Origin of the sequence: Gilliamella sp. ESL0254 (genome assembly GCF_013344985.1) — a bacterium.
GTDB classification, from domain to species: domain Bacteria; phylum Pseudomonadota; class Gammaproteobacteria; order Enterobacterales; family Orbaceae; genus Gilliamella; species Gilliamella bombicola.
Genome location: NZ_JAAEDU010000001.1, coordinates 1338669 through 1365154, shown reverse-complemented (window position 1 = coordinate 1365154; position 26486 = coordinate 1338669). Strand labels below are relative to the sequence as shown.

At 35.6% G+C, this 26486-nt stretch carries 25 protein-coding genes and 1 pseudogene; 16 read left to right on the top strand and 10 right to left on the bottom strand.

Going from position 1 to position 26486, the window contains the following annotated elements:
* Window positions 1–123 precede the first annotated feature (123 nt).
* Entirely contained in the window at window positions 124–1461 is a 1338-nt protein-coding gene (locus GYX25_RS06380) for a replication-associated recombination protein A (protein WP_274600332.1), read from the bottom strand.
* Window positions 1462–1640: 179 nt separating this feature from the next.
* On the opposite strand from GYX25_RS06380, the gene lolA reads away from it, so the two are divergent.
* Window positions 1641–2234 (top strand): outer membrane lipoprotein chaperone LolA, encoded by a 594-nt coding sequence (gene lolA / locus GYX25_RS06375; RefSeq protein ID WP_091346431.1) that lies wholly within the window; start codon window positions 1641–1643, stop codon window positions 2232–2234.
* A 129-nt stretch (window positions 2235–2363) separates the two neighbouring features.
* On the opposite strand, the gene exuR is transcribed toward lolA, so the two are convergent.
* The gene (gene exuR, locus GYX25_RS06370; RefSeq protein WP_091346429.1) at window positions 2364–3143 is read right to left on the bottom strand and encodes a transcriptional regulator ExuR; all 780 of its coding nucleotides are present in this window, start codon (window positions 3141–3143) and stop codon (window positions 2364–2366) included.
* A gap of 236 nt (window positions 3144–3379) precedes the next feature.
* Here exuR and GYX25_RS06365 point away from each other — a divergent pair, with 236 nt between their 5' ends.
* The 6 genes from GYX25_RS06365 to GYX25_RS06340 all read left to right on the top strand — a co-directional run bounded on the left by GYX25_RS06365 (window position 3380) and on the right by GYX25_RS06340 (window position 12172).
* Window positions 3380–4642 carry an MFS transporter gene (locus tag GYX25_RS06365; RefSeq protein WP_091346427.1) on the top strand — a complete coding sequence of 421 codons (1263 nt, stop codon included), beginning with the start codon at window positions 3380–3382 and terminating at the stop codon, window positions 4640–4642.
* A 70-nt stretch (window positions 4643–4712) separates the two neighbouring features.
* Complete coding sequence (uxaC, locus tag GYX25_RS06360; protein WP_174786981.1) at window positions 4713–6125, top strand: glucuronate isomerase; 1413 nt, start codon at window positions 4713–4715, stop codon at window positions 6123–6125.
* Between the two features lie 23 nt (window positions 6126–6148).
* On the top strand, window positions 6149–7612 hold the full coding sequence (locus tag GYX25_RS06355) for a tagaturonate reductase (protein WP_174786980.1): 1464 nt from the start codon (window positions 6149–6151) through the stop codon (window positions 7610–7612).
* A gap of 13 nt (window positions 7613–7625) precedes the next feature.
* Window positions 7626–9125: a UxaA family hydrolase gene (locus GYX25_RS06350; RefSeq protein ID WP_091346624.1), complete on the top strand. Its 1500-nt coding sequence runs from the start codon at window positions 7626–7628 to the stop codon at window positions 9123–9125.
* A 93-nt stretch (window positions 9126–9218) separates the two neighbouring features.
* The gene (locus GYX25_RS06345) at window positions 9219–10721 is read left to right on the top strand and encodes an MFS transporter (protein WP_091346421.1); all 1503 of its coding nucleotides are present in this window, start codon (window positions 9219–9221) and stop codon (window positions 10719–10721) included.
* 128 nt (window positions 10722–10849) lie between these two features.
* Window positions 10850–12172: a glycoside hydrolase family 28 protein gene (locus GYX25_RS06340; protein ID WP_091346419.1), complete on the top strand. Its 1323-nt coding sequence runs from the start codon at window positions 10850–10852 to the stop codon at window positions 12170–12172.
* 124 nt (window positions 12173–12296) lie between these two features.
* On the opposite strand, the gene smpB is transcribed toward GYX25_RS06340, so the two are convergent.
* Entirely contained in the window at window positions 12297–12779 is a 483-nt protein-coding gene (smpB, locus tag GYX25_RS06335; RefSeq protein WP_091346417.1) for an SsrA-binding protein SmpB, read from the bottom strand.
* 33 nt (window positions 12780–12812) lie between these two features.
* On the opposite strand from smpB, the gene GYX25_RS06330 reads away from it, so the two are divergent.
* The 5 genes from GYX25_RS06330 to GYX25_RS06310 are packed head-to-tail and all read left to right on the top strand — an operon-like array spanning window position 12813 to window position 14732.
* A complete protein-coding gene (locus GYX25_RS06330; RefSeq protein ID WP_202112722.1) occupies window positions 12813–13283 on the top strand; it encodes a type II toxin-antitoxin system RatA family toxin in 471 nt (156 codons plus the stop codon).
* Window positions 13276–13554: an RnfH family protein gene (locus GYX25_RS06325; protein WP_202112723.1), complete on the top strand. Its 279-nt coding sequence runs from the start codon at window positions 13276–13278 to the stop codon at window positions 13552–13554. The genes GYX25_RS06330 and GYX25_RS06325 overlap by 8 nt, the downstream gene beginning before the upstream one ends.
* 16 nt (window positions 13555–13570) lie before the next feature.
* The gene (gene zur, locus GYX25_RS06320; RefSeq protein ID WP_091346412.1) at window positions 13571–14005 is read left to right on the top strand and encodes a zinc uptake transcriptional repressor Zur; all 435 of its coding nucleotides are present in this window, start codon (window positions 13571–13573) and stop codon (window positions 14003–14005) included.
* A complete protein-coding gene (locus tag GYX25_RS06315) occupies window positions 13993–14349 on the top strand; it encodes an EamA family transporter (RefSeq protein WP_174786979.1) in 357 nt (118 codons plus the stop codon). Before zur ends, GYX25_RS06315 begins: the two co-directional genes overlap by 13 nt.
* The gene (locus GYX25_RS06310) at window positions 14349–14732 is read left to right on the top strand and encodes a DMT family transporter (RefSeq protein WP_174786978.1); all 384 of its coding nucleotides are present in this window, start codon (window positions 14349–14351) and stop codon (window positions 14730–14732) included. The genes GYX25_RS06315 and GYX25_RS06310 overlap by 1 nt, the downstream gene beginning before the upstream one ends.
* Before the next feature lie 202 nt (window positions 14733–14934).
* Here the strand turns inward: GYX25_RS06310 and GYX25_RS06305 are convergent, their stop codons facing one another.
* On the bottom strand, window positions 14935–15150 hold the full coding sequence (locus GYX25_RS06305) for a DUF4177 domain-containing protein (protein WP_091346406.1): 216 nt from the start codon (window positions 15148–15150) through the stop codon (window positions 14935–14937).
* A gap of 376 nt (window positions 15151–15526) precedes the next feature.
* Here GYX25_RS06305 and GYX25_RS06300 point away from each other — a divergent pair, with 376 nt between their 5' ends.
* Window positions 15527–17044 (top strand): hypothetical protein, encoded by a 1518-nt coding sequence (locus GYX25_RS06300; RefSeq protein WP_174786977.1) that lies wholly within the window; start codon window positions 15527–15529, stop codon window positions 17042–17044.
* A 471-nt stretch (window positions 17045–17515) separates the two neighbouring features.
* On the opposite strand, the gene mutT is transcribed toward GYX25_RS06300, so the two are convergent.
* From mutT to GYX25_RS06275, 5 genes are all read right to left on the bottom strand, one after another.
* A complete protein-coding gene (gene mutT, locus GYX25_RS06295) occupies window positions 17516–17920 on the bottom strand; it encodes an 8-oxo-dGTP diphosphatase MutT (RefSeq protein WP_174786976.1) in 405 nt (134 codons plus the stop codon).
* A 117-nt stretch (window positions 17921–18037) separates the two neighbouring features.
* Entirely contained in the window at window positions 18038–20767 is a 2730-nt protein-coding gene (gene secA, locus GYX25_RS06290) for a preprotein translocase subunit SecA (protein WP_174786975.1), read from the bottom strand.
* A gap of 78 nt (window positions 20768–20845) precedes the next feature.
* The gene (locus GYX25_RS06285) at window positions 20846–21184 is read right to left on the bottom strand and encodes a hypothetical protein (RefSeq protein ID WP_238785992.1); all 339 of its coding nucleotides are present in this window, start codon (window positions 21182–21184) and stop codon (window positions 20846–20848) included.
* 415 nt (window positions 21185–21599) lie between these two features.
* Window positions 21600–21944, bottom strand: a complete 345-nt coding sequence (locus GYX25_RS11085; protein ID WP_202983829.1) for an SIS domain-containing protein — start codon at window positions 21942–21944, stop codon at window positions 21600–21602.
* A gap of 134 nt (window positions 21945–22078) precedes the next feature.
* Window positions 22079–22270 (bottom strand): PTS sugar transporter subunit IIA, encoded by a 192-nt coding sequence (locus GYX25_RS06275; protein WP_174786973.1) that lies wholly within the window; start codon window positions 22268–22270, stop codon window positions 22079–22081.
* 26 nt (window positions 22271–22296) lie between these two features.
* Between GYX25_RS06275 and GYX25_RS11415 the strand changes: the two are divergent.
* From GYX25_RS11415 to folA, 3 genes and pseudogenes are all read left to right on the top strand, one after another.
* A pseudogene (locus GYX25_RS11415) lies at window positions 22297–22434 on the top strand (DeoR/GlpR family DNA-binding transcription regulator); the annotation flags it as partial.
* A 138-nt stretch (window positions 22435–22572) separates the two neighbouring features.
* Complete coding sequence (locus tag GYX25_RS06270; RefSeq protein WP_174786972.1) at window positions 22573–23637, top strand: MJ1255/VC2487 family glycosyltransferase; 1065 nt, start codon at window positions 22573–22575, stop codon at window positions 23635–23637.
* A gap of 22 nt (window positions 23638–23659) precedes the next feature.
* Entirely contained in the window at window positions 23660–24163 is a 504-nt protein-coding gene (folA, locus tag GYX25_RS06265) for a type 3 dihydrofolate reductase (RefSeq protein WP_174786971.1), read from the top strand.
* A gap of 68 nt (window positions 24164–24231) precedes the next feature.
* On the opposite strand, the gene relA is transcribed toward folA, so the two are convergent.
* The gene (gene relA, locus GYX25_RS06260) at window positions 24232–26484 is read right to left on the bottom strand and encodes a GTP diphosphokinase (protein WP_091346386.1); all 2253 of its coding nucleotides are present in this window, start codon (window positions 26482–26484) and stop codon (window positions 24232–24234) included.
* Window positions 26485–26486 lie beyond the last annotated feature (2 nt).

Below are 26486 nucleotides of genomic sequence, written 5' to 3'. Positions count from 1 at the left end.
TACTTTTAAAAGTTGGCGATTTTAGATTAGGCCATGATAACTAGTCAAATGATATCTTTTTTAAAGATATCTAATTGATCAAATTTTAGTTGATTGGTTGGATGGATATGTAAAAGTATGAAATTAAACTTGATTTTTTTTAGACTTATAGCGTTGAATTAAACTCGCTTGGTTTTGTGCATCTAGCCATGCTAATTTATCTGTGTAATTTTTTTCTGCACCACGTGTTGTGGGGTGGTAGTATTTTGTGTCTGCCATTTCTTGAGGAAAGTAATTTTCACCTGCGGCAAAAGCATTTGGCTCGTCGTGGGCATAGCGATATTCGGCACCGTAGCCTAGTTTTTGCATTAAATTAGTTGGTGCGTTACGTAAGTGTTCTGGAACATCATAATCTGGTTTAGATTGTGCATCGGCCATTGCTTGTTTAAAAGCAAGGTAAACCGCATTGCTTTTTGGGGCGCAAGCAAGGTAGATAATAGCTTGTGCAATTGCTCGTTCTCCTTCAGCTGGACCAACTCGGGTAAAACAGTCCCATGCTGCTAGTGCCACTTGCATCGCTCTTGGATCGGCATTGCCGACATCTTCTGAGGCGATAGCTAATAACCGACGAGCGACATAAAGGGGATCGCCACCGGCCGAGATAATCCTAGCATACCAATAAAGTGCAGCATCGGGTGCTGAGCCTCGAATCGATTTGTGGACAGCTGAAATTAAATCATAAAAACGGTCACCTTGGTTATCAAACCTAGCGCTGCGTTCACCCATTACCTCCTTGAGTAGTTCAGGGGATAGATCTTGACCATCGGACATGTCAACCAATAGCTCAAGTGTATTAAGCGCACGCCTTGCATCCCCTCCTACAAATTCAGCAATCTGTTTTTTGGTTTCTTCGGGCAGCAGAATATTTCGGTTACCGTAACCACGGTTGGGATCGTCCATTGCTTGTTGTAAAATCTGTTCAATGTCGTAGTTGGTTAATGATTTAAGCAGATAAACTCGTGCGCGCGATAGTAAGGCGGAATTGAGTTCAAATGATGGATTTTCGGTCGTAGCGCCAATAAATGTTATGGTGCCGTTTTCAACATAGGGTAAAAAGGCATCTTGTTGGCTTTTGTTAAAGCGGTGAACTTCGTCAACAAATAAAATAGTGCGAATGCCTGCTTGTTGATTAATTTTAGCTCGTTCAATCGCTTCGCGAATGTCTTTTATACCGGATGTAACGGCAGATACTCGTTCAACTTTTGCATTCGCATGGTGAGCAATGATTTCTGCTAATGTTGTTTTACCGGTACCTGGTGGCCCCCAAAGAATCATTGAATGCAAATTACCAGCTTCAATGGCCTTTGGTAACGGCTTGCTTTTACCTAGCAAGTGCGCTTGCCCTATATATTCAGATAAGGTTCTAGGACGCATTCTTGCTGCTAACGGTTTAAACTCATCAGTGGTAAATTCAAAAGACATACTTGGCATGGAAGATCATTATCCAAATTGACAAATTGAATCTATTATATACTCGTTATTTAATAAGTGAAAAAAGAAAAGAAAATATCTTTTCCCATTAGCATAAAAACGGTAATATTTTGAACTAATTTAGTTATTAGACTTTATTTAAATTGTTAGATGAAAAGTAAGGATTGGGCATGAAGAAGTGTTTATTGTTAATTGGGTTATTAGCGAGCTTATCAGTATGGGCTGGAGATAAAGAAGTATTGCAACAACGTTTAGATAAAATTGAAGGATTTTATGCCAGTTTTTCTCAAAATGTGAAAACTGAAGACAATCAACCTGTGCAGGACGGTAAAGGAGATTTATGGGTTAATAGGCCTTACTATTTTAATTGGACAATGAATGAGCCAGATGAAACTTCAATTATTTCTGATGGAAAAAATATGTGGGTGTATACGCCAGCGGTTGAGCAAGTAAGCGTAATGGATTTAAAAAAAGCGGTTGATAATCGTTTAATGTTACTTATTACTGATAGCCACAATCCAATTTGGGATGTTTATCAAGTGACTCGCAAGCAAGACTCATTTACACTTAAACCGACGGATGGGTCTAATCAAGATTTTATTATTTCTGTATTACCTACAGGTATGATTTCAAATTTCACTATCATTGAAGAAGATGGCCAACGTAGTTTTTATGATTTGTCTCGACAAAAATTAGGTAAAGTATCATTAGACAAGTTCAAGTTTACACCACCAGCTGGTGTGACTATTGATGATCAACGCTAGAGTTTTATAATATTTTTTATGTAAAAAATTATTATGTTGGCGTTATTTGGTATATAAAATAACGCCAATTAATTTAGTTTGACAATTTTATTGTTAGTGTTTTTTTTATCTTGTCTGATGAAAAAGTATTTACTCGTAGTTATCTTCATTAATGCTGACAACTGGATTATCAGAGAATAGATAATGATCGCGTTTAGTCTCAAAATCCTCGCTTATGGCATCAAATAGCATTTTTTTCGTATTTTCTAAGTGTTGCCACATAGCTAATTTAGCAGCTTTAGGATCTCGATTAATGAGAGCTTCTAAAATTTTGTCGTGTTCTTCCCACCAACTTTCAATATCTTGTTGTTGAACATGCTCATGAAGTTTTTTCCATAAAGGGTTTAATGTTCTTTGTCGCCATGTTTCTTGAACAATGGTAGTTAAAGCTGTATTACGAGTTATCATAGCGATTTGAGTATGGAATTTTAAGTCCCAATTCGAATCACGATAGTGATCTTCTTTTTTTGCATTATGTTGGATTTCTAATAGTTTAACGATATCATCTTTAGTAATTTGAGTTGCGGCAAATTCTGCAATATTGCTTTCTATTAGTTGACGAGCTTGCAGTAGTTCAAATGGCCCAGTGGTAGAAAAATTTAAACCGGGTGAAGATGTTAAAATATTGGATTGTAAACTATTGGCAATAACATGAATACCAGATCCTTTTCGTGCATCAACAAAACCTTCAACTTCAAGCATAATAATTGCTTCTCTTACAACTGAGCGACTAACTTCTAGTTCCTCACAAATTAATCTTTCTGACGGTAATTTGCTACCAACTGGGTAAGTACCATTAATAATTCTTTTTTTTAATTCGGTTGCAATAATTTGATAAAGTCGTTGATATTCGTTTTGTTCCTGAGTCATGGTAACTTTTACATAATTCCTAAATTGCTCATCATTGTAAAATAACATCTAATCGTGTGGAATTAAATAATATTGTTCTATTTTTTTCAATTTAAGAGACCATTCATCAAAGATAACTTACAAATGGTAAGTTTGTCATATAATTTATGAGTTTTAATTATGTGATGTATGTCAACTTTTTTAGTTGTCATACATGTTAATATGAGCCAAGATATAAGCATACTTGGAGTATTAATATGTATAAAACAATTAAAAACTTAAGATGGTATATGATAGCGTTAGTAACCATAGGAACAATATTAGGTTATCTTACACGAAATTCTATAGCTGTTGCTGCTCCTGTTTTGAATGAAGTAATGGGTCTGACAACTCAACAATATTCGTATGTCGTCGCGGCATATTCAGCTTGTTATACTATCATGCAGCCTGTTGCAGGATATATTTTAGATCTATTAGGTACACGGCTAGGTTATGCCGTTTTTGCTTTATTATGGTCTGTATTTTGTATTAGCACTGCATTTTCAGGCAGTTGGGTTGGGCTAGCATTTGCACGTGGTGCGGTGGGTGCAACTGAAGCTGCTATGATTCCTGCTGGCTTAAAAGCAACTAGTGAATGGTTTCCCGCAAAAGAAAGATCAATTGCGGTTGGTTGGTTTAATTTGGGTTCGTCATTAGGTGCTATGATTGCTCCTCCATTAGTTGCATGGGCTATTTGGTTCCATAGTTGGCAATGGGCATTTGTTTTATGTGGCTTATTAAGTTTTATTTGGGGGATTTTTTGGTTCATACTTTATCGTCATCCAACTAAACAAAAATATTTATCTGAAGAGGAAAAAAAATATATTTTATCTGGTCAAGAGGCTAGTCATCAAACTTCCAACACTGAAAAATTACCAGCTAGTAAAATCCTTTCCAGTCGACGTTTTTGGGGTATTGCATTGCCAAGATTTTTAGCTGAACCAGCTTGGGGGACGTTTAACGCTTGGATCCCTTTATTTATGTTTACTGCCTATGGTTTTGACTTAAAACAAATAGCAATATTTGCTTGGATGCCAATGTTATTTGCTGATATTGGGTGTGTGCTTGGTGGGTATATGTCTCCATTTTTTCAAAAACGTTTTAATGTTAGTTTGATTAACTCTCGTAAATGGGTGGTTACTGTCGGGGCAGTATTGATGATAGCACCAGGTTTAATTGGTTTATTCTCAAGTCCTTATGTCGCTATATTTTTATTCTGTATTGGAGGCTTTGCTCATCAGACATTATCAGGTGCTTTAATTACCTTATCATCAGATGTTTTTGGCCGAAATGAAGTAGCGACAGCAAATGGCTTTACAGGTATGGCGGCGTGGTTAGCAAGTACAATTTTTGCGTTAATTGTTGGCGCACTTGCTGATACTGTTGGCTTTAGCCCACTATTTATCATTTTAACTTGTCTTGATCTTTTAGCTGCTGTTGCAGTATGGACAATTTTAAAAACACCGACAACAAATGAATAATAATTAATTTGATTACATATGATATTAACCTATGTAATTAAATAGTTAATACTACATTATGGAGAAGAAAATGTTTTTTTTAACTGAAGATTTTTTACTAGACACAGAATTTTCTCGTCAGCTTTATCATAATTATGCTGCTGAACAGCCGATTTTTGATTACCACTGTCATTTACCACCTGAACAAATTGCTCAAGATTATCAATTTAAAAACCTGTATGACATCTGGTTAAAAGGTGATCATTATAAATGGCGTGCGATGCGTACTAATGGTGTTGCTGAAAAATTTTGTACTGGTACTGACGTAGATGACTTTGAAAAATTTAAAGCTTGGGCTGAAACCGTACCACATACCATAGGCAACCCTCTATATCATTGGACTCATTTAGAGCTTCGTCGACCATTTGGTATTGATAATATTTTATTATCTCCATCAACTGCTGAAGTGATTTGGAATAAATGTAATGCAATGCTAGAAACTAAAGCTTTTTCAGCCCGTAGCATTATGAAAAAAATGAACGTCAAAATGGTCGGTACTACTGATGATCCGATTGATGATTTAGTTCATCATAAAACGATTGCACAAGATAGCTCATTTGATATTAAAGTGTTACCAAGTTGGCGCCCCGACAAAGCGTTTAATATTGACTCTGAATTTTTTGTTGCTTACTTAGAGAAATTATCTGCGGCTGCAGATATGACAATATCAAGCTTTCACGTACTTTGCCAAGCGTTATCAAAAAGAATGGATCATTTTGAGCAACATGGTTGTAAAGTGTCTGACCATGCATTAGATACTGTTGTTTATGAAGAAGCCTCAGAACAAGAGTTAGATACTATCTTAACTAAACGATTGTCGGGTGCTATGTTGAGTGCTAAAGAAACAGCACAATTTAAAACGGCAGTACTTATCTTTTTAGGTGGTGAATATCACAAACGCGGTTGGATACAGCAGTATCATATTGGTGCATTGCGTAACAATAACTCGAAAATGTTTAATTTGATGGGACCTGATGTGGGCTTTGATTCGATTAATGATTCACCAATTGCTCAGCCACTATCTCGTTTGTTAGATGCACAAGCAAAACAAAATGCATTACCTAAAACAATACTCTATTGTTTAAATCCTTCTGATAATGAAATTCTAGGTACGATGATAGGTAATTTTCAGGGAGAAGGTATTCGAGGAAAAATGCAATTTGGTTCAGGATGGTGGTTTAATGATCAGAAAGACGGCATGATTCGTCAAATGACTCAACTTGCGCAACTTGGTTTATTAAGTCGTTTTATCGGTATGTTAACTGATAGCCGTAGTTTTCTTTCTTATACTCGGCACGAATATTTTAGGCGCATTTTATGTCGCATGATTGGCCGTTGGGTTGAAGATGGCGAAGCCCCTCGTGATATCGAGTTATTAGGTCAAATGGTCAAAAATATTAGTTTTGATAATGCTAAAAACTATTTTGGTATTGAATTAAGTTAACTAGTTAAAAAAGAGTGATGCTCATGAAGACATTAAACAGAAAAGACTTTCCCGGCGCAAAATATACTACACGTGTTGTTCAGTTTGGCGAAGGTAATTTTTTACGTGCATTTTTAGATTGGCAATTAGACATCCTTAACGAAAAAACAGATCTTGATGCTGGCGTTGTCGTTGTTCGCCCATTAAACACAGACTTTCCACCATCGTTAAATACTCAAGATGGATTATATACTACACTGATTCGTGGTTTAAATGGAAATAGTGAAGCAGTAAAAGAATTTAGAATGATACGTTCAGTCAATAGTGAGATAAATGTTTATACTCAGTATGATCAATATCTTCAATTGGCTAAAGATCCTAATATTCAATTTATTTTTTCTAACACTACCGAAGCAGGCATCAGTTATGTTGAAAGCGATAAAATCACTGATAAGCCTGCTATTAGCTATCCCGCTAAACTAACTGCTTTTTTACATGAGAGATTTTTACATTTTTCTGGTAGTAAAGAAAGCGGGTTAATTATAATTCCTTGTGAATTAATTGATTATAATGGCGATGCACTTAAAAAATTAGTACTTAACTATGCTCAACAATGGCAGTTATCAGATAAATTTATTTCATGGATCGAAAATGATAACTTATTTTGTTCAACATTAGTCGACAGAATTGTGCCCGGTTATCCAAAAGCACAAATAACCGAACTAGAAGCCGAATTAGGGTATAAAGATAATTTCATTGATTCTGCTGAGTACTTCTATTTATTTGTTATTCAAGGACCTCAATGGTTAGCTGAAAAACTCTGCCTAGATAAGTGCAATATGAATATCAAAATTGTTGATGATATTAAACCATATAAAGAGCGAAAAGTAGCTATTTTAAATGGTGCACATACTGCATTAGTACCTGTTGCTTATCTTGCCGGGATTGACACAGTGGGTGAGTCAATGAATGACCCTCAAATCTTATCTTATATTAAAGATACGATTTTTGATGAGATTATCCCTGTTTTAGATTTACCACGTCAAGAATTGGTGGATTTTGCCGAGTCCGTGATTAGCCGTTTTAAAAATCCATTTATTGAACATCAATTAATGTCAATAGCTTTAAATAGCATGACAAAATTCAAAACTCGGATTCTTCCACAATTACTTGCTTATCAAAAAGAGAAAGGTGTATTACCTAAACATTTAGTCTTTTCTTTTGCGGCTTTAATCGCTTTATATCGAGGTATTCGTAATGAACAAAATTACTCATTACAAGATGATGCCATTTGGTTAGAGCGTTTTCGTTCTGGATGGATGAAAATTGCTGAAGGTCGAGGAACCTTTGCTGATTTAGTTAACACTATATTAAGTGACGATACTCATTGGGAGCATAATTTACTAAGTATTCCTCAATTAGCGGAAACAATAACTCAGTATTTAGCTGTCATCATCGAAAAAGGTGTACGCTCTGCGATTGAACAATGTGGTATTAGTGGTAAATAGAATGAGCGATGTGATGATTAAATTTATAAAAATAAATAACAAAGATAATGTTGGTATAGCATTATCAGATTTGGAAGCACACGAAGCCAATATTGTGGTCGATGGTCACCATATTGATCTACAACAATCTATCAAACAAGGGCATAAATTTGCTCTTAAAGATCTTGAGCAAGGTGAAAATATTATTAAATATGGTTTGCCTATCGGGCATGCAACTTGCTCAATTAAAGCTGGTGAACATATCCATTCACAAAATTTGAAAACCAATTTGAATGATATTGATGATTATCAGTATCATCCACATTTGTCTAAAAATGATTCATTACACGAAATACCAGACAAGGAAGTGCAGATTTACCGTCGTAAAAATGGTCAAGTAGGTATTCGTAATGAACTTTGGATTATACCGACTGTGACATGTATTAATGGTATAGCACAACAAATTGTTAAACAGTTTTGTGATGAGTTAAATAATCAATTAGAAATTGATGGTATTACCGTGCTTGAGCATCCTTATGGATGTTCTCAATTAGGACAAGATCATAAAAATACCAAAATTATTTTACAAGATTTAGTCAAACATCCTAATGCTGGAGCAGTGTTAGTGATTGGACTGGGTTGTGAAAATAACCAAATATCTGAGTTCAAAGATGATTTGGGTGAATATGATGAATCTCGAGTCAGATTCCTTATTGCGCAACAAGAAACAGATGAAGTTGAATCAGCTTTAAGTCACCTAAGAGAACTTTACGCTATTATGAAAAATGATAAGCGTGAATTAGGTCGATTAAGTGAATTGAAATTTGGTTTAGAGTGCGGTGGTTCGGATGGTTTTTCTGGTATTACCGCCAACCCAATGCTTGGGTTATTTTCTGATTACGTTATTTCACATGGTGGAACCAGTGTACTCACTGAAGTGCCAGAAATGTTTGGGGCTGAAAATATTTTAATGTCGCATTGTGTTGATGAGTCGACCTTTGATAAAACAGTGCATATGATTAATGATTTTAAGCAATATTTTATTTCAAATAATCAACCTATTTATGAAAACCCCTCACCAGGAAATAAAGCTGGCGGTATCACCACACTAGAAGAAAAATCACTCGGCTGTACTCAAAAAGCTGGTGGAAGTGAAGTTATAGATGTTCTTAAATATGGGCAAATGTTAACAAAACAAGGACTTAATTTGCTCAGTGCTCCAGGAAATGATGCGGTTGCGACAGGTGCTTTATCTGCAGCAGGGTGCCATATGGTGTTATTTACAACAGGTAGAGGAACGCCTTATGGTGGAGTTGTACCTACTGTCAAAATTTCTACTAATAGTCAATTAGCAGAAAAAAAAGTGAATTGGATTGATTTTGATGCAGGAAAACTTATCCATGGAGTTTCAATGCAATCACTATTAACAGAATTCATTGAGCATATCGTTCTTATTGCTAACGGAAAGAAAACATGCAACGAAAAAAATAATTTCAGAAATTTGGCCATTTTAAAAAGTGGCGTAACTCTCTAAAAATAATTATTCATTTATTAGTTAATGATGTCATTAAGTCACTTTTACTTAATGCAGGAGGCTTTTTTTTATAAATAATATAGGAATCATATTATGGAAAATAATAAAGATAGAAAAATCACATGGTTAGTAAGATTTTCCTACGGAAGTGGTAATTTAATTGGTAGTGGTGCGCTTGCAATTAGTGGTGCATGGTTACTCTATTTTTATACTACATTTTGTGGGTTAACCGTTGTTCAAGCCGCAGTAATTTTCTCTATTGCGACTTATTTGGATGTAATCTTGAACCCATTAATGGGCTTTATTACCGACAATTTTTATCAAACTAAAATAGGTCAACGTTTTGGGAGGCGTCGATTTTTTATCCTAATGGGTATTCCATTGATGACGATTTACCCAATGTTATGGATTAATGGAATGGGATTTTGGTATTACCTTATTACATATATTCTATTTGAAATCATTTATACCAGTATTATGATCCCATTTAATACCTTACCTGTTGAAATGACTTCTAATTTTTCTCAGCGTACTTATTTAACTGGTTCAAAAGCAATGTTTGGTAAAGTAGCTAATTTCTTAGGTGCTGCAATACCGGGGGTTTTCTTTTACTTTTATAGCAAAGAGTCAGCAACTCCGTTTTTGTTAACTGGTATTACTTATGCTGCGATTATGATGTCGGCGTTAATTTTGCTCTATTGTAACAGTTGGGAAAAACCAAAAGAGCAAGTTAAAGATGAACATGTACATAGCTTTTTTGAAGCAATCAAAAAACTTTTTATTGATATATTTTCGACCTTCCGTATTAAAACTTTTAGAACTCATTTAGGAATGTATTTGTTTGGTTTTGGTGCCGAATGGTTATTTACTGCTGTATTTACTTATTTTATCGTATTTAGCTTAGGTGAACCACGATCATTTGTTGCCTCAATGAACTCTTTGAGTAGTATTTGTCAATTATTTTCAACTGCTTTCTTTATGATGTATTGTGCTAAAAAAGGATTTAAAAAACCGTTCATTATTGCGTTACTGATTGTTGTTTCATCAATGATTGGTTATGTCGGCATCTACTATTTTAATCTTCCTCAGGCGACTTGGATTGTTATTGGTATTACCATTTGGTTTGGTTTAGGAACTGGCGGTGTTTATTACATTCCGTGGAGTGTTTATGTCTTCCTTGCTGACGTTGATGAAGTAGTGACGAATCGACGCCGTGAAGGTGTTTATGCTGGCGCGATGACAATGGCAGGAAAATTAGTTCGCGCATCTATTGTATTTATACTCGGTATTATATTAAGTGCTTATGGATTTGAATCAAAATCACATGTACAGCCGCAAAGTGCCATTGATGCTATTAATGGCATTATTATTTATGGTGTTATTGGCATGGCATTGATCGGTTGTTTCTTTGCGTGGAGAATGAAACTTGATCATGCTACACATTCAGTCATTATTAATGAAGTTGCACGTATTCGACAAGGTGGAAAAATGGAAGATGTTACCCCTGAAACCAAAAAAGTAGTCGAAGAATTATCAGGTATTGCTTATGAAAAATGCTTTGGTAATAACAATATTGGTTTTAAACAAAAAGTGTAACGACAAAATAGAATTTATTAAATAAATTATCAGGATTAATTATTGCAAATTCTGTTATTTATTCGTTAATTAATAAACGGTAAATAAAAATTATTTAATTACCGTTTATAAAACAGTAAGGAAAAATAATGACAACAGTATCAGTAATAGATTTTGGCGCTATTGGTGATGGGAAATCAATGAATACCATTGCTTTTGAAAAAGCAATACAGCATATTAAAAAGTTAGGTGGAGGAACAGTCGTTGTTCCTTCAGGCATTTATTATACAGGGGCAATTCAATTCTGTAGCAATTTAACTTTTGTTATTGAGCAAGGTGCAACTTTACTATTTTCTAATAATTCAAATGATTATCCTATTGTTAATTCGCGTTGGGAAGGCGTAAAACAAGATATATACATGCCATGTATATATGGAAAAAATATTGAAAATGTGATTATCACTGGTGGCGGTACAATCGATGGTAATGGTCAAAAATGGTGGCATATTTTCCGTAATGAGCGTAGTAGCCTTAAATATCCAAGACCTTATCTGATTGGATTTGATTTTTGTGAACGAGTAACTATTGAAAAACTATTTTTAACTCAATCACCAAGCTGGACGGTACATCCAATGGAATCAAATAATGTGGTTATAGATAATGTATCGATTTTAAATCCTGCTGACTCACCAAATACAGATGGAATTAACCCAGAATCTTGTCGTAATGTTAGAATATCAAATTGTTATATTGACGTGGGGGATGATTGTATTGCGATTAAAGCAGGTACAGAAGAAACAGCTGAAAAAAGCCCTTGTGAAAACATTTTAATTACTAATTGTAATATGATTCATGGTCACGGAGCCGTAGTGTTAGGTAGTGAAATGAGTGGCTGTATTAGGAATGTGACTATTACTAATTGTGTGTTTCAAAAAACCGATCGTGGAGTTAGATTTAAAACTCGCCGGGGTCGAGGTGGAATAATTTCGGATATTACTTTTAGCAATATTGTTATGGACGAAGTACTGTCAGCATTTGTCATGAACTACTATTACTATTGTGGGCCTAAAGGTAATGATCCTATTGTTTGGAATAAAGAGGCATTACAAGTTAATGAATCAACACCAGCATGTAATAATATCAGTTTTTCTAATATTATTGCGAAAAATGTCCGAGCTTATGCCGGATTTTTATATGGTATTCCTGAATCACCAATATCTAATATTTCGTTTGATAATATCCGGATATCAATGCAAGTTAATGCTCAAGCGGGGGAAGTTGACATGTTTAAAGATGTCAAACCTGAAGCAGGAAAAGGATTTTTTATTGAAAACGCAGATAGCATTTTATTTAACAATGTAATTATTGATAATATCGTTAGCGAACCACTGAATATTAGAAACAGTACGAACGTTTATGTTAATCAATCATTTGTCAAACAAGATGGTAAATTAGTAAGTCTTACGGTTTAATATTATCGCCAAAAATAACCGCTTTGTAGCGGTTATTTTTTTATAGCAACAATTAAAATATGAATAGTTGTTAGTAGTTAGATGCTTTTTAGCCACATTGAAAAAACAGTATAAAGTAAAGCCGCTATCGATTTGCATTTTTCATAATGCGTGCTTTATCAACTTGCCATTGACGTTCTTTAATATCAGTGCGTTTGTCGTATTCTTTCTTCCCTTTGGCAACACCAATTTTTACTTTTGCCCATGCGTTCTTCCAATATAAAGAAAGGGCAACAACGGTATAACCTTGGCGATTAATTTGACCAAATAATGAATTGAGCTCTCGCTCATTTAGTAGTAACTTGCGATTACGCATTGGTTCGCAAATAACATGCGTCGAGGCGACATTTAGTGGTGTAATGGTTGCCCCAAACAGCCATGCTTCACCGTCTTTGAGTAGAACATAGCTATCACTAATATTGGCCTTGCCTGCTCGCAGTGATTTCACTTCCCAGCCTTGCAGGGATAAGCCCGCCTCGATTTCTTCTTCAATGAAGTACTCATGGCGTGCTCGTTTATTTAATGCAATAGTTGCCGAACCTGGCTTGTGTGATTTTTTCTTAGTCATAATGTGCGTTATTATAGAGTTACGTGATATTATATGCTACTAATTTTACTTTTTTATTTTATTATTATGGCACATGTTTTTCACGAAGTTATCGAACCTTATTCAATTGAGCAAATGTTTGCTTTAGTCAATGATATTGAAAAATACCCAGAATTTGTCCCTGATTGTATAGCAACTGGTATTATTAGAAAACAAGATAATACTATTGCTGCATTTATTGAGGTTGAAAAGTTTGGTTTTAAAAAATCGTTCACTACATTAAATCAAATCAATGAACCTAATTCAATTGATATGAGACTTTTAGATGGTCCATTTAAACAATTATCAGGGCGATGGCAATTTGTTGAAATTGCTGAAAACAAAAGTAAAATTAGTTTGAATTTAAATTTTGAGTTCAAAAATAAATTATTAGGTATGACTTTTACCCCCGTTTTTAAAGAAGTCATGACGGGTATGGTTAATGCGTTTTCAAAACGAGCAAGGCAGATTTATCAAGATGATTAATATTCAAGTTGTTTATGCGTTACCGAATAACTCCACAGTCATTGATTGCAATGTTGACGAACAAACGAATGTCTTGCAAGCAATTACAAAATCCAATATCTTAACGATATGCCAAATAAAATTAGATGAGCATTTAATTGGCATTTATGGAAAGCGTTGTAATCTTAATGAATTGGTTAAAAATGGTGATCGTATTGAACTATACCGCCCTTTAATCAATGATCCTAAAGAAATAAGACGAAAAAAAGCGACACAAAAAAATCATCACTAAAGGCAAAGGAAACCAAATGCATAATATGCTAATTGAAAAAATTGAAACTTTATGCAAAAAACGTGGTATTAAACTGACAACGCAACGTCGAACTGTCTTAGACATCATGTTAACGGCTAATAGAGCAATGAGTGCGTATGATCTTCTTGATCTACTTAAAGTCAGCGAACCACAAGCTAAACCGCCAACAATTTATCGTGCGCTTGAATTTCTACTTGAGCAAGGCTTTATCCACAAAGTGGAATCTTCGAATAGCTATATTATTTGCCCACATTTTCAAGACCCGGAGCATATATCAATTTTATTGATTTGTGATAAATGCCAACAAATTATTGAAAAACACTCTGAGCAAATCGAAGAACAGCTAAAACAACTTGCGCACCAAAATCAATTTTTAATAAAGCACAGCGTGCTTGAAATACATGGACTTTGTCAGCAGTGCCAACCTTAATTATCGTTCTTTGGTTAATAAATATTGTTTGCGACACCGTTGGGCAAATTGCGTTCAAGTATGCGGCGATCACATCTCCAAAAAAGCAAGGCTTATGCTATTGGCAACAATTATTTGGAAATTTCTGGCTTTGGATCGGCTTTGGTGCTTACTTTCTTGGGTTTATTTTTTGGTTGGCATTTTTAAGTCAAGTGCCATTATCAGCAGGCATTTTATTGGGATCCTTTAATATTATCACAGTGATGTTAGCTGGGCGGATCTTATTTAAAGAACACCTTACTTTATTCCGAATCATAGGAATATTTTTTATCACGACTGGCGTAGTATTAGTGGGGCTAACTTAATGAAAAAATTTTATATCATCGGTTTTATTTTATTGCTATTTTTTGACACCTTTGGGCAAACTAGTTTTAAATTAACCGCACTATCAGCCTTGCCTTTTGAAGCTAGTTTTGATTGGTTAGTCCGAATTTTTACTTATGGTTGGGCTTACTTAGTTATGCTGGGCTATACAGGGGCTTTTATTACTTGGATGGTATTATTAAAAAAAGCACCAGTAGGTCCTGCGTTTGCGGCTTCTCATTTACAAGTGGTTACAGTTATGTTTGTATCGGTTATTGTTTTTAATGAACAAATTACCATCACTCGGTTATTAGGTGCGTTATGTATTATTATTGGCATCATTTTCCTTGCCTTGGCCGAGCAAAGATTGCAGCGTAAATCCTAGTTTTTAGCTTCTTCTATTGAAATTTATACTTAATTATAAAAAAATAGGCGATATTACTTTGTGTATGAAGATGAAGTTGAGTTTATTTAGGAGAGAGTGAATAACCGCATTGATTCCTAATCTAACTATCAGACATCCCTTATCTATTTTTACTTTGTAAGACAAATTATGTGTAAAAATAGATAAGCGAATTTAGGTTTATTTAGTTTCGTTCTCGTTCAAGTACCACTAAATAAGCTTCTCTTTTCCAAAATAAAAATAAGCGACGTATGTCTTTTTCCATGGTAACAACTCGCCAACCTTGTTCTGCATTTTTATTTAAGGCTTCAGTAAATTTAACCTCATTAACATTAGCGTTACCCAAAAGTAACGAAGACAAAGTTCCTTCTTGAAAAACAATAACCTTATATTCTTTCATATAATTAATTCCTTAGCTTTTAATAAATCATTATTTTTAATAATAAGTCACTCCAAAAATGGGACGGCATTATATACTTTTTAATTTTTTACTTTCAAGAGCATAATCAGTTTGTTTAAAAATAGATACGTTTAATCGATTTTTGTTCCATCAATTGTTAACTAATGTATAATATTTATTTACACGCACCTAAAAGTTTTTCCAACTAAAGTTTCAATACTAAAACTAACAAAACATTACAAAACTTTAATAAAAAAAAGTGGTTATCTGTTTTTAACTAGTTATACTTTGAAAGAAAAACTACTCAAATAGAGTATAAAACCAATATAAAACTATTGAAAATAAAATTCAAAAGCTACTTGACAGGTAAGACATTATGAAGAATTGTTTCAGTATCATTTTTGGTATTAAACCTCAGGTTTGCCAAGCCTATATATTAAATTTGCTTAATTATCTATGTCGTCAAAAACAGATGCAATACTTATTTTCATCACGGAACTTAGCGAAATCATCATCACCGTTAGCCTTTGCGTTGTTGTTATTGCCGTATTCGTTTGATTCGCAGGCTTTATCGGCGAAAACCACAAGTGCTATTGAGGGTAGTGCACCGTATTTGACGTTTGATGGGGGACGAACTAGGGCGACAATGAATGATTTATTGGCCATCACGTTGCCAGATAGCACGAGGGTCACTCCTTCGTCCGATACTTCAAGTAGAACAAATCCGATGCTAGTAGGGAATATAAGTACTTTTGATGGCATACACACGCTGGTGCCATCGGGGAAAAATACCGTGAATTTTAGTGACTTAATTGCTCAAGGTAATTGGGGGGATGATGATGGGGATGGTCAAGGTACTGATGGTGTAACGGCGACCGGAAGTATATCGATGCGTATTCGTAATAAGTATGGTCGTACAGTAGATCGTAGTGATACAGTGGATGTATGTAAGGGTCCTTATGAGGTAATATTAAGTAGTACAAGGCATAATTTAATAACACGGTATGGGGTGCCTCGTGCTTCTCATCTTGATGGTCAGGAAAAGACGTATTATATCAATTTAAATCAGCCTAGAGTTTGTTATGCAATGCCGTATCTTGGCTTTAGTAATAGCGTTGCTGGTATATGGAATTATGATGAGGGTTTTTTGGTTCAGTCAACAAGTTCTTCATCTTATGGACTTAATTTTCCTACTACCGGTGCTGATGGGTTGTATTTTTATTTAGCTGTAGGTGGGACTGATATAAGTAAGTTGACGTGGGCTCCAGTCACGCGTAGTGGCATAACGGCTACCGTAACAATGGTAATTCCTAATGAAACTTGGATTCCTATCCGTGATAGGGGACAAGTTTTCGCTCGTGTTCAGTTAAGTGGTCCTAGGGCGGATAGCACTCAAATACAATCAGATAATCCTAGTCCACTTAGTAGACCTAGTTTACCACAGATTTTTGAGTTAGAGGGTAAGGATAGTCGAGGTAATGTGGTGGTCAAGTATGGATTTAAGTTGAGGCAGTGGTTCGTCAATCGAAGTGATATAATAGATACAGTTCCAGGTCACATGCAATGGTGTAGTAGTTTGGGCTATCGTCTGTCTAGGATAAGGGATTTAACCAATGCGAAATGTGGTGTGCATCTGTCTTTTCCATGTTTAGGAGGGATTGATGGCGCCACGCCGTCGTCAGGTGCTAACTATTTTCAGCGTCGAATAGGTGCAGGTTTTTTCGCAGAGTGGGGCGGAATGAGCAATTACCCCGATGCTGGCTTCATGTTTTTCACTGGCTATTGGACGAGTGATGTGATATCTGACAATTATTTTGATGTCAACTCGTTGAATGGTTACGTCGCCAAATACGACGGCGGTGAACATCCAGCTGTTTGCATTACTGCGCCTTAGTTCCTAATCTTTATAAGTGGGGACGCTTATGAATCCAATAGAGAGTAATATAACAAAGAAACAAGCTCCTGAGTTGCGGAGCCGAGCGGGGCTGGCTTGCCAGCCTTGCGCTTTAATGACTGAAAGCCCCAAAAGCACCTCTCGGCAGACGATGCTGAAGGTGTCATTGGCTGCGTAATGTAAGTATGCGGTTACGCTAATCGTATCATTCTTATGCTTGTCTCTTCAAGGCCATTTTCTTTTTGCTATGATGTTCAAATTGTTCCTGATAAATAATAATACGCCAAACATTTGTTTGGCGTATTAATCTGCTTTGCTGTCGGCATATGCTGACTCTGAGACGATACAATCCAAATAACCTTGGGTGTTTTTTCTGTGAGTTGCTTTTTTGTTAAAAGAGGACTAGTTGCCACTTAAAAAGTGGTCAGAAAAGATATTGATTTTATTTGTTTTTTTATAAAAATAAAAGCATTAAATTTGCTTATCTAAGTTCTTTAGCATCTCAATAATTGGCCTATTGGCGTCTGGGAATTCGTCAGCATTGATATCTTCTTGGTCAACCCAACGACTTGGTTGTCCTTCTTTAGCAAAAGGAACGCCATCCCATTCTTCGACTAAATAAGCATGGATGGTGATGTCGCGATCTTCATAACTGTGTTTAAAGACTTTTAAGAATTGGGCTTGATGGATGTGAATGTCGACTTCTTCGGCAATTTCGCGTAGTAAGGTTTGATATGGGGTTTCACCGTTCTCAATTTTCCCACCCGGAAACTCCCAAAAACCGGCAAGATGGGAATCTTCGCCGCGTTGGGTGATAAAAATTTGACAATTTTGTGAACGAATAATACCTACAGCAATTTCAGTATGTTTTTTCATAATCCTGTCTGTTTATCTGTAAATTTAGGGAAAGTAGAAGCTTTCCCTTTTTATTTAATCGCCGACTTTAATCGGTGATTTAAACATTAATTTATTCGATAATACTAAATTTTTATCTTAATTAACAGCACCATGACAATGTTTATATTTTTTACCTGAACCACAAGGACATGGATCGTTGCGTCCTACTTTGGATTGTGAGCGTACCATTGGTTGTGGTGCACCAGTTGGCTGCGCTTCACTTTCACCACTCATACCGGCTAGTGATTCATGATTAGCTTGCTGCTTAGCCATTAATTTTTCCATTTCGGCAAGGCGTTGGCGTTCGGCTTCGTCTACTTCTTCTTGCGAGCGAATTTGTACACGGCTTAGAATACCAATAACATCATATTTTAATGATTCTAACATGCTGGCAAACATATTAAATGATTCTCGCTTATATTCTTGTTTTGGATCTTTTTGCGCGTAACCACGTAGGTGAATACCCTGACGTAAATAATCCATTGAAGCTAAATGTTCTTTCCAAAGCGTATCAAGTGTTTGTAGCATGACACTTTTTTCAAAGTGTCTAAATGCTTCAGCACCAGCAGTGTTTTCTTTTTCTAAATATCTGTCTTGTGCCATTTGTAAAATACGTTCGCGCAGTGTTTCTTCATGTAGATTTTGTTCTTCATCTAACCATTTTGCTATTGGTAAATCTAAGTCAAAGTCTGTTTTTAGCGCCGATTCCAGTCCCGGAATATCCCACATTTCTTCAATTGATTGTGGTGGGATATATTGGTCAATTAGCGTATTAAATACATCGTTTCGGATTGAATCAATAGTATCTTTTATGTCGGTATTATCCAGTAAGCCGTTTCGTTCACGATAAATAACTTTACGTTGATCGTTAGCAACATCATCATATTCTAGAAGTTGTTTACGTATATCGAAATTGCGACTTTCCACTTTCTTTTGAGCGTTGGCAATGGCTTTAGTTACCCATGGATGTTCAATAGCTTCACCTTCTTTCATGCCTAGTTTACGCATCATGTTACCTACACGTTCAGAGGCGAAGATTCGCATCAATGGATCTTCAAGTGATAGGTAAAAACGTGAAGCACCTGGGTCACCTTGACGACCTGCACGACCACGTAACTGGTTGTCGATACGACGTGATTCATGACGCTCTGTACCTAAAATGTACAGCCCTCCCAATGCAATCACTTCTTCGTGTTTTGCTTGCCAAGCTTGTTTTGCTTTTTCGATATCTTCTGGAGTTGGGTTTTCTATTTTTGCTATTTCGCTTTGCCAGTTTCCACCTAGCATTATATCGGTACCACGCCCCGCCATATTAGTAGCAATAGTCACAGCGCCTTTGCTACCAGCATTAGCAATAATTTCAGCTTCTTGAGCATGGAATTTGGCGTTTAAAACATTGTGTTTAATACCGGCTTTTTTAAATGCTTGCGAAACAAGCTCTGATTTTTCAATTGATGCTGTCCCAACTAAAACTGGTTGACCGCGTTTTACACATTCTTGTACATCCGCCACAATTGCGTTGATCTTTTCTTTTTCGGTCATATAGACAAGGTCAGATTGATCTTTTCGTTGCATTGGACGATTAGTTGGAATAACAATCGTATCTAAACCATAAATTTGATTAAATTCAAATGCTTCTGTGTCGGCTGTGCCCGTCATGCCTGCTAATTTCTCGTATAAACGGAAATAGTTTTGGAAAGTGATTGATGCAAGCGTTTGGTTTTCATTTTGGATTTTAACGTGCTCTTTTGCCTCAACTGCTTGGTGTAAACCATCAGACCAACGTCGCCCGTCCATTGTTCTACCAGTATGTTCGTCAACGATGATAATTTCATTATCTTTAACAATATAATCAACGTCACGATGGAAGAGGTGGTGAGCTCGCAATGCGGCGTTAACGTGATGCATTAATACGATATTGCTCGGTGCGTAAAGTGATTCATCACCTTTCATGATGCCTTGTTTAATAAGTAATTCTTCAACTTTTACTAATCCACGTTCAGTTAAATTAACTTGGCGTGATTTTTCATCAATGGAGAAGTCTCCATCCCCTTGGAATTGTTCAGAGTCTTCTTTTTCTTGACTGGTTAAATAAGGAATAATCTTATCAACACTAATATATCTGTCAGAACTATCTTCGGCTTGACCTGAAATAATCAGCGGTGTTCTTGCTTCATCAATTAAAATTGAGTCGACTTCGTCGACTAAAGCGTAATGCAATGGACGTTGTACTCGGGCATCTTTGTTAAATACCATATTATCGCGTAGATAATCGAAGCCATATTCATTATTCGTACCGTAGGTTATATCAGCATTGTAAGCCTCGCGTTTTATATGTGCGGGCATATTTGGCAGGTTGATCCCAACGGTTAAGCCTAAAAATTCAAATAAAGGGCGGTTATTTTCAGCATCTCGCTGTGCTAAGTAATCATTAACTGTAATAATGTGCACGCCTTTACCGGTTAATGCGTTTAAGTAGGCTGGTAATGTTGCTGTTAAGGTTTTACCTTCACCGGTACGCATTTCGGCAATACAACGTTCATTGAGTACCATACCACCAATTAACTGTACATCAAAATGACGCATGCCAAATACACGCTTACTCGCTTCACGTACTACCGCGAAAGCTTCTTCCAATATATCATCTAATTGGGTTCCAGCAGCAATTTTTTGTTTAAATTCGGTGGTTTTTGCTTTTAGTTCATCATTGGTTAATGCTTCCATGGCTGGTTCGAGTGCATTAATGTTTTCAACTCGCTTGCGCATGCTTTTTAAAACGCGTTCATTACGGCTACCAAATACTTTTGTTAATAATTTTAATAACATAACTTTTCTCTTCTTTTCAATGCGGATATAAGGAATTAACCTTATATAAAAATTAGTTTTATTTGAGTTATAAATGCATTAAGCGGTAGCTTTGGGACCAGCCCTTATGCCATTATCTGGAGATAGTCGAATCACTTTGCTGGATGAAAGTTCAATATCGTTAGGTGTGATAAAGAGCGCTGCAATGCATTGTTTTTGTGAATGCGGTATCGTTTGTGATTTTTTTTGATCTGCTTCTTGGTGGTCTTGTACAATGGATGAAATTGCAATAATCCCAATTTGCGAGACAGAAGCTTCTAAAGGTAGCGCTTCTTGTTGATATAAACTGAATCCAGCAGCAATTGCACCTAATAATAAGTGTGATAAAGCGGTTTTAATAATTAAGCGTTTGCTGAGTTTTTGCCAATAGTTGATCATTGTCATAACGGTGTTATGTTAGCATTTTTTACTCAAATGAAAAACAATTATTACAAATGGTAATTTTTTATTATTTTAATTTACATATGAATAAAATAAACCTTTTAGGAGAATACTGAGTAATATGGACATTAAACTAGTACGGTTATGATTATCTGATTTTTTGGTAAATGCCACTTGTTTTTAAAAAATAAGTGGCTTTAAATCAAATCAGTTAGGCATTATTCTAAACTTGCATGGCGATGTGCCATATCATCATTACTGTCTTTTTGTTGATTGCTCATGGTAAGAATGACTGTGTCAAAGATGACAAGTAACATTTGTTCAAAAAGGCTCCCCAGAGGTTGTTGGCTTATTTGTGATGTGGAATATTTATTGCCAGATTGCAAAATAATATCAGGAGTCTGAATTTTTGCTAGTGTAGAATTAGGCGATGCCAGATAATAGCAAGATCAATAGCTTGCTTTAGTGCAGATTCTGCTATCATATTGACACTGTTTGTTTCTCCCGACGCCGATGCTACAATTAATAAATCGCCTTGTTGTGTCGATGGTGTTGTTGTTTCACCTACGACAAAGGCATTTAGCCCAAGTTGCATAAGCCTCATTGCCAAAGCTTTTAGCATAAGGCCAGATCGCCCTGTACCATAAACAAAAATACGATTATGTTGTTGTATTTTTTGTATCAAGTTCGTAATATTTTGTTCCGTTAATGTTTTAACCGAACGATTTAATTCGTCAATGATTAATTGTGATTGCATTTTTTTTCCTTAATAAGGGCAATAGCCTGAACTATTGCCGAGATAAAAATATGCTATTATTTAACTTAAGCTTTTATTTTTATTAGTAAATTATTGTTATTTATTTTCCAATAAAACTTTACCAAAATTTAAATTCATTTCGTATTTAATTGCTGAGCAATCCATTCTTTGGCTTGTTGACAACTTAAATGCTGACACTGGGTAATAAAAGTTTCGTTCTGAAATGAAGTAAAGAGTTTTTTAAGGATCGATAAATGTTGATTACTAGTTGATAACGCCAAATTAAAGATTAAATGGCAAGTTACCATTAAGTCAGCATTTTCCATTTGCCTAAATACAATGCCTTTAGTCGAACTATACTAAATTCAGTCGTAAAAGTTTATATAAGATTTGTGATTGGTGTGAAATAACAGCGCTCATTACTAATGATATGGCAGATCCCATTCAAGTTGCTGAATTAGAAAAACAAACTCACGTTATTTTGTGTTAGTTTAAGGCTAAATTGATTTGTTAAATAATGATAATTGATTAATGTAATAACTTTATTTAGTCATACAAAATAATTGACATAATAATGAGCTGTTCTGCTATTATATTTGCATAACTTAAATTGACGAATCATAAAGATATGAAAATTCTCTTTGGTGTTCAAGGAACTGGTAATGGCCATGTCAGTCGTTGTAGAACATTAGCTAAAGCTCTGAAAATAGCTGGTGCTGATGTTGATTATATTTTTAGTGGACGAGACCCTAAAGACTATTTTGATATGCAAGCTTTTGGAGACTATAAAACTTATCGAGGAGTCTCTTTTGCAACGCTTAATGGTAAAATTAATTTTCGTAAGACTGTACAACGAATACGAGCATTTCGGCTAATTAAAGATGTACGTGAGCTTGATTTATCAAAGTATGATTGCATTATTAGTGATTTTGAACCAGTAAGCGCTTGGGCAGCGCATCATCAGCATCGAGAGTGCTTAGGGATAAGCAATCAGGCGGTGTGTCAATATCTTAAACCTAAAGAATATGGAATGATGGCTAATGTCATTATGAAATATTATGCACCTGTTACAAAGCCGATTGGTTTACATTGGTTCCATTTTGGGCATAAATTATTACCACCAATGGTTGATACATTCCAAACTACGCCAACAGAAGATGGTAATGTTGTGGTTTATTTGCCGTTTGAAGGCCTAGATGAAATCATTGCTATGTTAAAACAATTTCAGAATCAAGATTTTATTTGTTTCCATCCTGATATTAAACAGTCTTCTAAATATAGCAATGTATCTTTGCAACCGCTTGGGCGAGATAGTTTTACCCACGCTTTAATTAGTTGCTCTGGTATTATTTCAAATACAGGTTTTGCCTTAATTTCAGAAGCCTTAGCACTAGGTAAAAAGATTTTGACTAAGCCTGTTTCAGGGCAGTTTGAGCAAATTTATAATGCACAATGTCTGCAATCTCTTGATATGGCAACGGTTATGGAAAATTTAAACTGTATCAAACTTAAGTATTGGCTTGATTTACCTTCTCCAAAAACAATAATTTATCCTGATGTGGCGACAGCACTAGCTAATTGGATTGTTGCAGGTCAAAAAGAGTCGTTACTTTCTTTAAGTGAACGACTTTGGAGTCAGACGGTGTTTCCTGAAAATGTAAATAACCGTATTAAATCTTTAGGTTATGTATAAATAAATGTATAAAGGAACAAAAATGGTTTTAAGTATTATTGTGGCGATGGCGCATAATCGTGTTATTGGTTTAAATAACCAAATGCCTTGGCATTTACCTGCGGATTTAGCTTGGTTTAAAAAAAACACGATTAATAAACCTGTTATTATGGGACGAAAAACATTTGAGTCTATTGGGCGCCCATTACCTAACCGCCACAATATTATTATTTCAAGACAAGCAGTAATAGGATCTCACACAATTCCGCATGTAAGTTGGGTACAATCGATCGAGGAAGCTATATTGTTAGCTCAAACGCGGCATGTTGATGAAGCGTTTATTATTGGTGGTGGTAATATTTATCAACAGGCGTTACCTTTAGTTGATCGGCTTTATTTGACTCATATAGATGCAGAACTACAAGGTGATACTTATTTTCCTGATTATTTGTCTGAGCAATGGCAAGTCATTCATCAGGAAAGCCATCAACCCGATGATAAAAATGGTTATTTATATCAATTTGAAGTTTTAGAGAGAAAACCATAAAGGTTAATTTTTTTTGATTAAATTTGCCACTAAAATTAAAAAGTAGCAATTTAATACGTTAATTAACCTTAAAAACGTTTAGCTTCAATAACGTCAGGTAGTTGTTTTATTTTGTTGAGCACTCGATTTAACGAGTCCTGATCAAAAATTTCCATATCGACCTCAATAGTCGCTAACTGTTGCTTCATATCAGAGCGACTAATTAGACCAAGGACATTAACCTTTTCATTAGCCAAAATCGTAGTAATATCTCGCAATAAACCACTTCGATCATTGGCAATAATTTGTACAACCATGGTGTAGCTTGAGTTGGTACTATTGCTCCAAATAGCATGAGTAATTCGTTCGGGAGCGTGATTTTTAAGCTCTTGTAATTGTTCACAATCAGAGCGATGAATTGAGATACCTCGTCCTTGGGTAACAAAACCAGTAATGGGATCACCAGGAATAGGGCGGCAGCAGTTTGCAATGGTGTACATTAAGTTACCAACACCTTCAATAATAATTTCACAGCCTTTTTTATTGCTGGTTTTATTCGTATTTTTGGTTTGTATATTTGATTTTTGGGCAATCTGCTTTAATACGGCTTCGTCTTCTTCTTCTGCTGTTGGTTTATTAAATTGTGCATTTATGAAATTAACTAATTGATTAATCCTTACATCACCACTCCCAATACCAGCTAGTACCTCGTCAAACGAATGGGCGTTATATTTATTAATTAAGATCTTTTCAACGCTTTTTATATTAATATTTAAAGATTCCAGCTCGTGCTCTAAAATTTGTTGTCCGGCGGCGATATTTTTATGTCGATCTTGTTTTTTAAACCAAGCTTGAATTTTTGCTCTTGCACGGCTACTGTTAACAAATCCTGTATTAGGATTTAACCAATCGCGACTTGGATTAGGTTGTTTTTGGGTAATGACTTCAACTTGATCGCCCATTTTTAAATGGTAGGTAAATGGTACAATTCGCCCGCTTATTTTAGCGCCAATACAACGATGCCCAACATCACTATGGATATGATAAGCAAAATCAAGAGGCGTCGATCCTGCTGGTAAATCAACAACATCGCCTTTTGGTGTAAAAACATAAACTCGGTCATCAAAAATCTGGCTACGAACAGCTTCTTGAATTTCGCCACTTTCGGACATTTCTTGTTGCCATGTTAATAATTTGCGCAACCAAGATATTCGCTGATCGTAAGCGGTCATTTTGTCGGTACTGCCTTCTTTATACTTCCAATGAGCGGCAACACCGAGTTCTGCATCATTGTGCATTTGTTCAGTTCGGATTTGAATTTCGATGGTTTTATCTTGTGGTCCATAAACAACAGTATGGATAGATTGGTAACCATTTGGTTTAGGATTAGCAACATAATCGTCAAATTCTTTGGCGATATGTTTGTAATGGCTGTGAACAATGCCTAATGCATTATAACAATCTTCAATACTATCACTAATAATACGTACAGCTCGGATATCATATAGCTCTTCAAACTCAAGGTGTTTACGTTCCATTTTTCGCCATATGCTGTAAATATGTTTAGGACGACCATAAACCTCTGCACGAACATGATCTTTGTCCATTAGCTCTTGCAAATGGCTAACAAATTGGTTGATATATAATTCCCGATCTAATCGCTTTTCTTGTAATTTTTTAGCAATAAAGCGGTATTCATCAGGATGTAGATAGCGGAAGCAAAAATCTTCCAATTCCCATTTTAATTGGCCTATTCCTAAGCGATTGGCTAAAGGTGCATAAATATTAAAACATTCTTTAGCAGCAAGTACTTGTTCTTCTTGGGGGGCATTGATTAAATTACGCAAATAGGTAATGCGTTCTGCCAATTTAATGACTACACTTCGGAAGTCATTGACCATTGCCAGTAACATGCGACGAATACTATCAATTTGTTCGGTAGTGGCACTGCCGTTACGGATCGCTCGTAGTTGGCGAATTTCTTTCATTCTGACAATGCTAGAAATGATATGAGAAATTTCACGATCGAAATCCTCAGGAATATCTTCTCGACGAATTATTTTTGTATCGACAAAAGGAAGCAACAAAGCGGCGCATAAACTATTAATATCCATATTAAGTGTCGATAAAATCTCAACCATTTCTATTGCATTTTGGAAACAATGGATCTGCTCTGGTGCGCCAGCGCTGTTTTCAAAACAAAAATCTAAAACATCTCTAAATTTTTTATAAGATGCAGGGTTGGTTAATAATAATTCTTGTTTTATCCATTGTTCAACATCAAATTGGGTAAGAGAATAATGCTTTTCGCTATGTTGGTGTGCGCCTCTAATCGATACCATAA